The organism is Streptomyces sp. NPDC037288 (genome assembly GCF_055603265.1).
The window spans coordinates 1-5,129 of the sequence record NZ_JBVJVY010000134.1; the positions used below are offsets into that span (position 1 = coordinate 1).

A 5,129-nucleotide genomic window follows, 5' to 3' on the forward strand; every position below is an offset into this window, starting at 1 on the left:
ACAGACCCACCTTCCGAGCTCCAGGCCCTGATCGACGCGGTCACCAACGGACACGGCATTGACCTCTACCTCCGGATTTAACGAACTACCGGTAACGTGCCGGTGTCGTCGACCAGGGCTATGTCGTGGTGGGGTCGGCGCGGAGCGCGGTACTGGGATTCCGCCCAGCCCGTTTCTCCACGCCGCCCTCCCGAACCGGACGTGCGAGTTGGCCCCGCATCCGGCTCTCCACAAGCCCCGATGAGCAGTTGTTTTCCTCAGGTCGTGCTTGGCCAGGGCGACGGGATGACCGTCCCTCTGGGCCGGCATCGCGTGGTGACTACCGAGCCCGGGTTGAACAGGACGACGTCCCCGTCGTGTGGCCACCATCCACCGTCGCGGTAACGCCGGCGGAGCTCCTCCCATCCAGTGCCGAGGTGCTTGCGGATGTAGACGGTCCAGCCCCGCAGCACCTGATTGAGCCTGTGCAGCAGGACTGCCAGCGGCAGGCTGACGTTCATCCGGCAGAGCGCCTTTGTCTTGGCCTTGATGGACCGAAGTGCCTTCTTGGCCGGGTAGTTGTAGACGTACTGCCGGTCGGTTCCCCGTTTCTCGTGACGCTGGATGCGCCAGCCGAGGAAGTCGAGGCCCTCGTCGATGTGCGTGATCAGTGTCTTCTCCTCCGAGAGCCGCAGGCCGACGGTGGAGAGGACCTCTGCCACTTCGGGAAGCGTTCAACTATGCATGGATCACCGTAAGTTGATGGTTTGCTCGACGGGTAGCCAGACTGCTGTTCGTCCCGTCCCAGCACGCCGTCAGGGGAGGCTCGACACTGTCACCTCCTTCACCTCGCCCGGTGTGAAGCCCGTGACCGTGATCCGTACGTGTCGTCCGGTGACGGGCTTGCCCTCGCATGGCGTCCAATGCCCGCCGTCCGCCGACGTCTCCAGGCGGTACTCAGCCGTACCGGTCACCTGGATACGTGAGATCCGTACCGATCGGCCGAGGTCCACGGTGAGGGATCCCCCGGCCCGTTCCGGACGCCACGCCGTGGCAGCATCGCCGTCAACCGCTGCCTCCGCGTAAAAGCCCGGCTCCTGGGACGTGGCCGTCACCGGGCGGCAGCGTGCGAGGTTCGAGACGGGGGCAAGGTCCGGCCGCCTAGTCTTGAGCGAGACCGGAGCGTCCTTGGCGAGGGTGAAGTGCCCCTGAGGAGAGTCAACGATGAAGGGGGCTCCGGCAACCAGCCGTACGGTCGTCGTACTAGGGCCGATCTCGACGTCGTAGGTGCGCCCGTGCCACCGCAACCCCAACACCCGAACGCCTTCGGGCGCCAGTTGCGGAGGCAGCATCGGATCCAAGTGCACCACGTCTCCGTCGCGCAGCCGAAGTCCCGTCAGCCCGTGTGTGAAGATCTGCAGGAGCCCGCCCTTGCCGGTGAGAAAGTCCTGGGCCGGGGAGCCCGCGAGTGCGTCACCCACGCCGGCCTTGCCGCCGCGCGCCTCGGAGAAGAGGGCGAACGGGTCGCGGAAGAAGGGGCGCGCCGCCCGCTGCAGGAACGTATATGTCGCGCAGCCGGGTTCGCCGATCGCGGCGGCGTCGATCGCGTGCACCGAGTCGGTCATGGCGGGGCCGTCGGGGTCGGTGCGCTCGGTGTAGTAGTCGAGGGTTGATGCTGCGGCACCGGCAGGCATGGGCCACTCCAGTGGGTAGACCAATAGGACGGTGTCGGCCTGCTTGATCTGCGAGCCGTCGTAACCCGCGTACTGGAGGAAGACCTTGCGCTTGGAATCGTAGGGAATACGGAGTGTGTCGGCGGTCCGGCGCCATGCGGCAACGGGTGCGTCGGTCGCGTGGAGCACCTTCGCCGCACTGGCGGCAGCGCGCAGCGCGGTCGCGGCGACGGCGTTGGTGTAGACGCCGTCGGTCACGCCGTTGCTGTACTCGTCGGGACCCGCGACGCCCTTGATGGACTTCGAACCGTCGGGGTTCGGCGTCACACGCGATGCCCAGTACTCGGCCAGGCCACGCAGCAGCGGCCAGCCGTGCGAGCGTAACCAGGCGCGGTCGCCGGTGGCCAGGTAGTACTGCCAGGCGGCGAGCGCGATGTCGCCCTGGAGGTGGTCCTGAGTGACGCAGTGCGGCGGGTTCCAGCTCTGGCACTCGCTCCACAACTGTCCCCGGCTGGCGCTCGTCCAGGGGAAGAAGAGGCCCTTCACCGATGTACGGCGGGCGTTGTCGGCAGCGGCGTCTCGTGTGCGGAAGCGGTACTCCAGGACCGAGCGGGCGATGTCCGGGTCGGTCGCCAGCAGTGCCGGGAACATCCACGTCTCGGCGTCCCAGAAGACCATCCCCGCGTAGTCGTCGCTGGTCAGCCCGGCGGGCGCTACGCTGTCGCGGGCGCCCGGGCGTAACGCCGACAGCAGACCGTAGCGCGCCGCACGTGCCCACAATTGCAGGTCTGGATGGCCCGGCACCTCGACGTCCGACGACCACAGTGCCCGCCACGCCGCCGTGTGGGCGGCACGTAGTTTGCGCCAGCCGAGCCGGGCAGCCCGCCGCGCCGCGGACCGAGCATCCTCACCCGGTGCACTGGATGTCAGCGAGGTGTCGACGCCGACGTACTTGGTGACCTCGTACGTATGCCCCGCACGCACCCGGAGCGCCGCGGACTGACGGGCGCTCAGGGGGCCCGTGGACCGTGGCCTGCCTCCCCAGCCAGGGGCGTGCAGAACACTGGCGACAGCGCCGGTCACGCCGGTACCGTCGGTCCGGAAGGCGACACCGACGCCGTGCCTGCCACTCCTGTCCTGCGCACTGGCGTCCACCGGAGCGATCCGGCGTGCACCGCGCCCATCGATGCGGTCGGTCACCGTGAGCGCGCCGTTCCAGTGGGGGGACAGAGTGAGATGCACAGCGGCGACGTGGGGGTCGGCACGGTCAGCCAGCACCTCGTACGTCAGGTCGGTCTGGCGGCCGTCCGAAGCAGTCCAGGTCAGGGACGTGCGCACCAGGCCGCAGCGCATCAGCAGGGTCTGTCGGTAGGAGGTGACGCGGCTCCGGGGCCCGTAAGTCTCTCCGTCTCCCGTCCCGTCCCGGTCCTTCGCAGGGAGGGTCACGTCCAAGCCCGTCCAGGTCGGCAGGGCGGCGATCCCCTCGCGGCTCGCGGTGTTCTCCGGGCCACGGGCGTAGAGACCTGCGACGAACGCGCCGTCGTAGCGTGGGGTGTACAGAGGCCAGCCGGTTTTGCCGCCGGGTGCCGCGTAACCTGCGCCCACTGGTGGAACCCGGGTGCCGAGATAGCCATTGCCCACGTACGCGTGGTAGGCGTTGGTCGAGTCGAAGCGCGTCGTGGTCGGGGACCACGACGGGTCCTGCTCGGCGCAGCGCCCCGAGGCCGTTGGGCCGGATTGCTGCAGGGCCTGTGCCGGGGACAAGGCAGCTGGACCAAACAGCAGTGCCGCTGCGGCTAAGCCAGCGGCCAGGCGGCGGGGACGTCGATTACGGCAGCGTCTACAGTGTTTATGGAACATCATCCGACTATGTCAGTAATCAGTTCCCGGCACTGGTTCCGCACGCCGAATGTGTCCCACGGATGGTGACCTGGGGCGTTGGCTGCTATTCCGCCCAAGCAACGGTGTCCTGCCAGGTCGATGAGACGACTGTTTGACGCGAACATGATATAGGTATTGCTGTAAGGGATGTTGCCGAACGCATCATCGACCCGGTACCCGGGATCCTCACCGATTCCGGGCGTCGTCAAATCAGGCAGCGGATCGAGATAGGCAGCAAGGTGCGGAGCCGGCGCAGATCCGTACCACCTCCTGACAAGCCTCAAGCCCCGTGCCCCGACCGACACTCGCGGACGACAACCGGGTGGTGCCTCTGCCGGTTTCTCTCCCGTAACAGGTGGCCCCCCGCGCCGGAAGGACTCGTTGCGGAAAGCCGACCGACGCTCCCACAATGAGCCCCGCAACCGGTGGAGTTGGCCAACGGGGCGGGCGCCCTCAGCACCCGAGGGGCCTCAGCCAGCTCGTCGGCTGATCATCGGTCTCCCAGACGCATGCCTTGGACGACTACCGCTCCGCGCGCCCTGATCCTTCGAGCCCGATCCTCGTTCAGATCTGGGCGCTTCGAATAGCTTCCGCACGGGAGGGCCGGACTACATACAGGCCTCGGGCAATGAGCCTGTGACAGTCCAAGTTCTGACGATATCTAGTTTCGCTACATGGAGTGAATACAGGTAGAGGGGAGATTGCCCCGTTTACTTTGAGGTATGAGGCGGACATCAGGTGTGAACCGTCTATCGCTGGGAGTCCTTTATGAAGGCCGCCAACATCAGCAGGCTGTTGCCCCTTCCTCTGGTCCTGGGTTTGGTGGTGACCGCTCCCGGTGTGCCGGTCGCCTCTGCCACGCCTGCCAAGGCGGTCGACCGACAGACCTGGCGAGTCCGTTTCATTGCCCTCACCAACGCGGACGATGGCCGGACTGTCCGGGTATCGGCCGGGGACAAGATTCGGGTTCGCCTCACGGGTTCGAGTGAGCAAGGCATCACCTGGGCCTGGAGTGAGCCGGAAGTCTCAGCGCCGGGTGACCTCAAGCGCATCGAGGGCGGCGAAACACCCACTGGGGATGCGACGTCGCTTTTCCGCGCGATCCGTATTGGTCAGAGCCAGATCATCTCGCAACGGAGCTGCACAGCCGATCCTGGTCAGATGTGCCCCGACTCCATCCTTCCCTGGAAGGTCACAATCAAGGTGGTCCGGTGACGTCCCAGGTGCGCCCCTTTATCCACTGGACCTCAGATGGGATGGCCGTCACCGAACAGGACGCGAGCATGCCTTCTTGATGAGGGCCGGCGCTCCGCGCACCCTGTCTCCGAGGTCGGAGTGCTGACTGGGCACACCAGCCTGCCCTGGTCGAGGACGCACTCGGCAAGCAGATGCTCGCCCTTCTGATCCAGCTGCAGGCCGCCTGCACCGCCGCGGACGACCTCGCAAAGGCGGTCGAAGGGGCTTTCCCTCAACACCCGGACGCTTGACGTGCTGCTGAGCTTCCGATGGCGTCCCGCTTCGTGGTGTAGCCGATCAGTGTTGGGGCGTGCGCCCCGGGGCGTGTGTCGATAGGGATTCCGCTCCCTGCCCGGCAGG

The 5,129-nt window shown here is 66.8% G+C and carries 3 protein-coding genes and 1 pseudogene; 2 read left to right on the top strand and 2 right to left on the bottom strand.

All coding sequences use genetic code 11. The features are described 5' to 3' along the window. Nucleotides 1-257 precede the first annotated feature (257 nt). Both ACZ7GZ_RS42150 and ACZ7GZ_RS42155 read right to left on the bottom strand, forming a co-directional pair. On the bottom strand, nucleotides 258-701 hold the full coding sequence (locus tag ACZ7GZ_RS42150; RefSeq protein WP_471033044.1) for a hypothetical protein: 444 nt from the start codon (nucleotides 699-701) through the stop codon (nucleotides 258-260). A gap of 93 nt (nucleotides 702-794) precedes the next feature. Then, nucleotides 795-3,512: a discoidin domain-containing protein gene (locus ACZ7GZ_RS42155; protein WP_471033047.1), complete on the bottom strand. Its 2,718-nt coding sequence runs from the start codon at nucleotides 3,510-3,512 to the stop codon at nucleotides 795-797. Between the two features lie 789 nt (nucleotides 3,513-4,301). Here ACZ7GZ_RS42155 and ACZ7GZ_RS42160 point away from each other — a divergent pair. Both ACZ7GZ_RS42160 and ACZ7GZ_RS42165 read left to right on the top strand, forming a co-directional pair. Continuing rightward, nucleotides 4,302-4,748, top strand: coding sequence for a hypothetical protein (locus ACZ7GZ_RS42160; RefSeq protein WP_471033046.1), 447 nt, complete (start codon nucleotides 4,302-4,304; stop codon nucleotides 4,746-4,748). Nucleotides 4,749-4,885: 137 nt separating this feature from the next. Further along, a pseudogene (locus tag ACZ7GZ_RS42165) lies at nucleotides 4,886-5,017 on the top strand (IS110 family transposase); the annotation flags it as partial. Nucleotides 5,018-5,129 lie beyond the last annotated feature (112 nt).

What these genes read in the sequence shown, in the direction of transcription:
- ACZ7GZ_RS42155 (WP_471033047.1), bottom strand. Translation starts at nt 3,512, where the DNA reads ATGTTCCATAAACACTGTAGACGCTGCCGTAATCGACGTCCCCGCCGC.
- ACZ7GZ_RS42160 (WP_471033046.1), top strand. Translation starts at nt 4,302, where the DNA reads ATGAAGGCCGCCAACATCAGCAGGCTGTTGCCCCTTCCTCTGGTCCTG.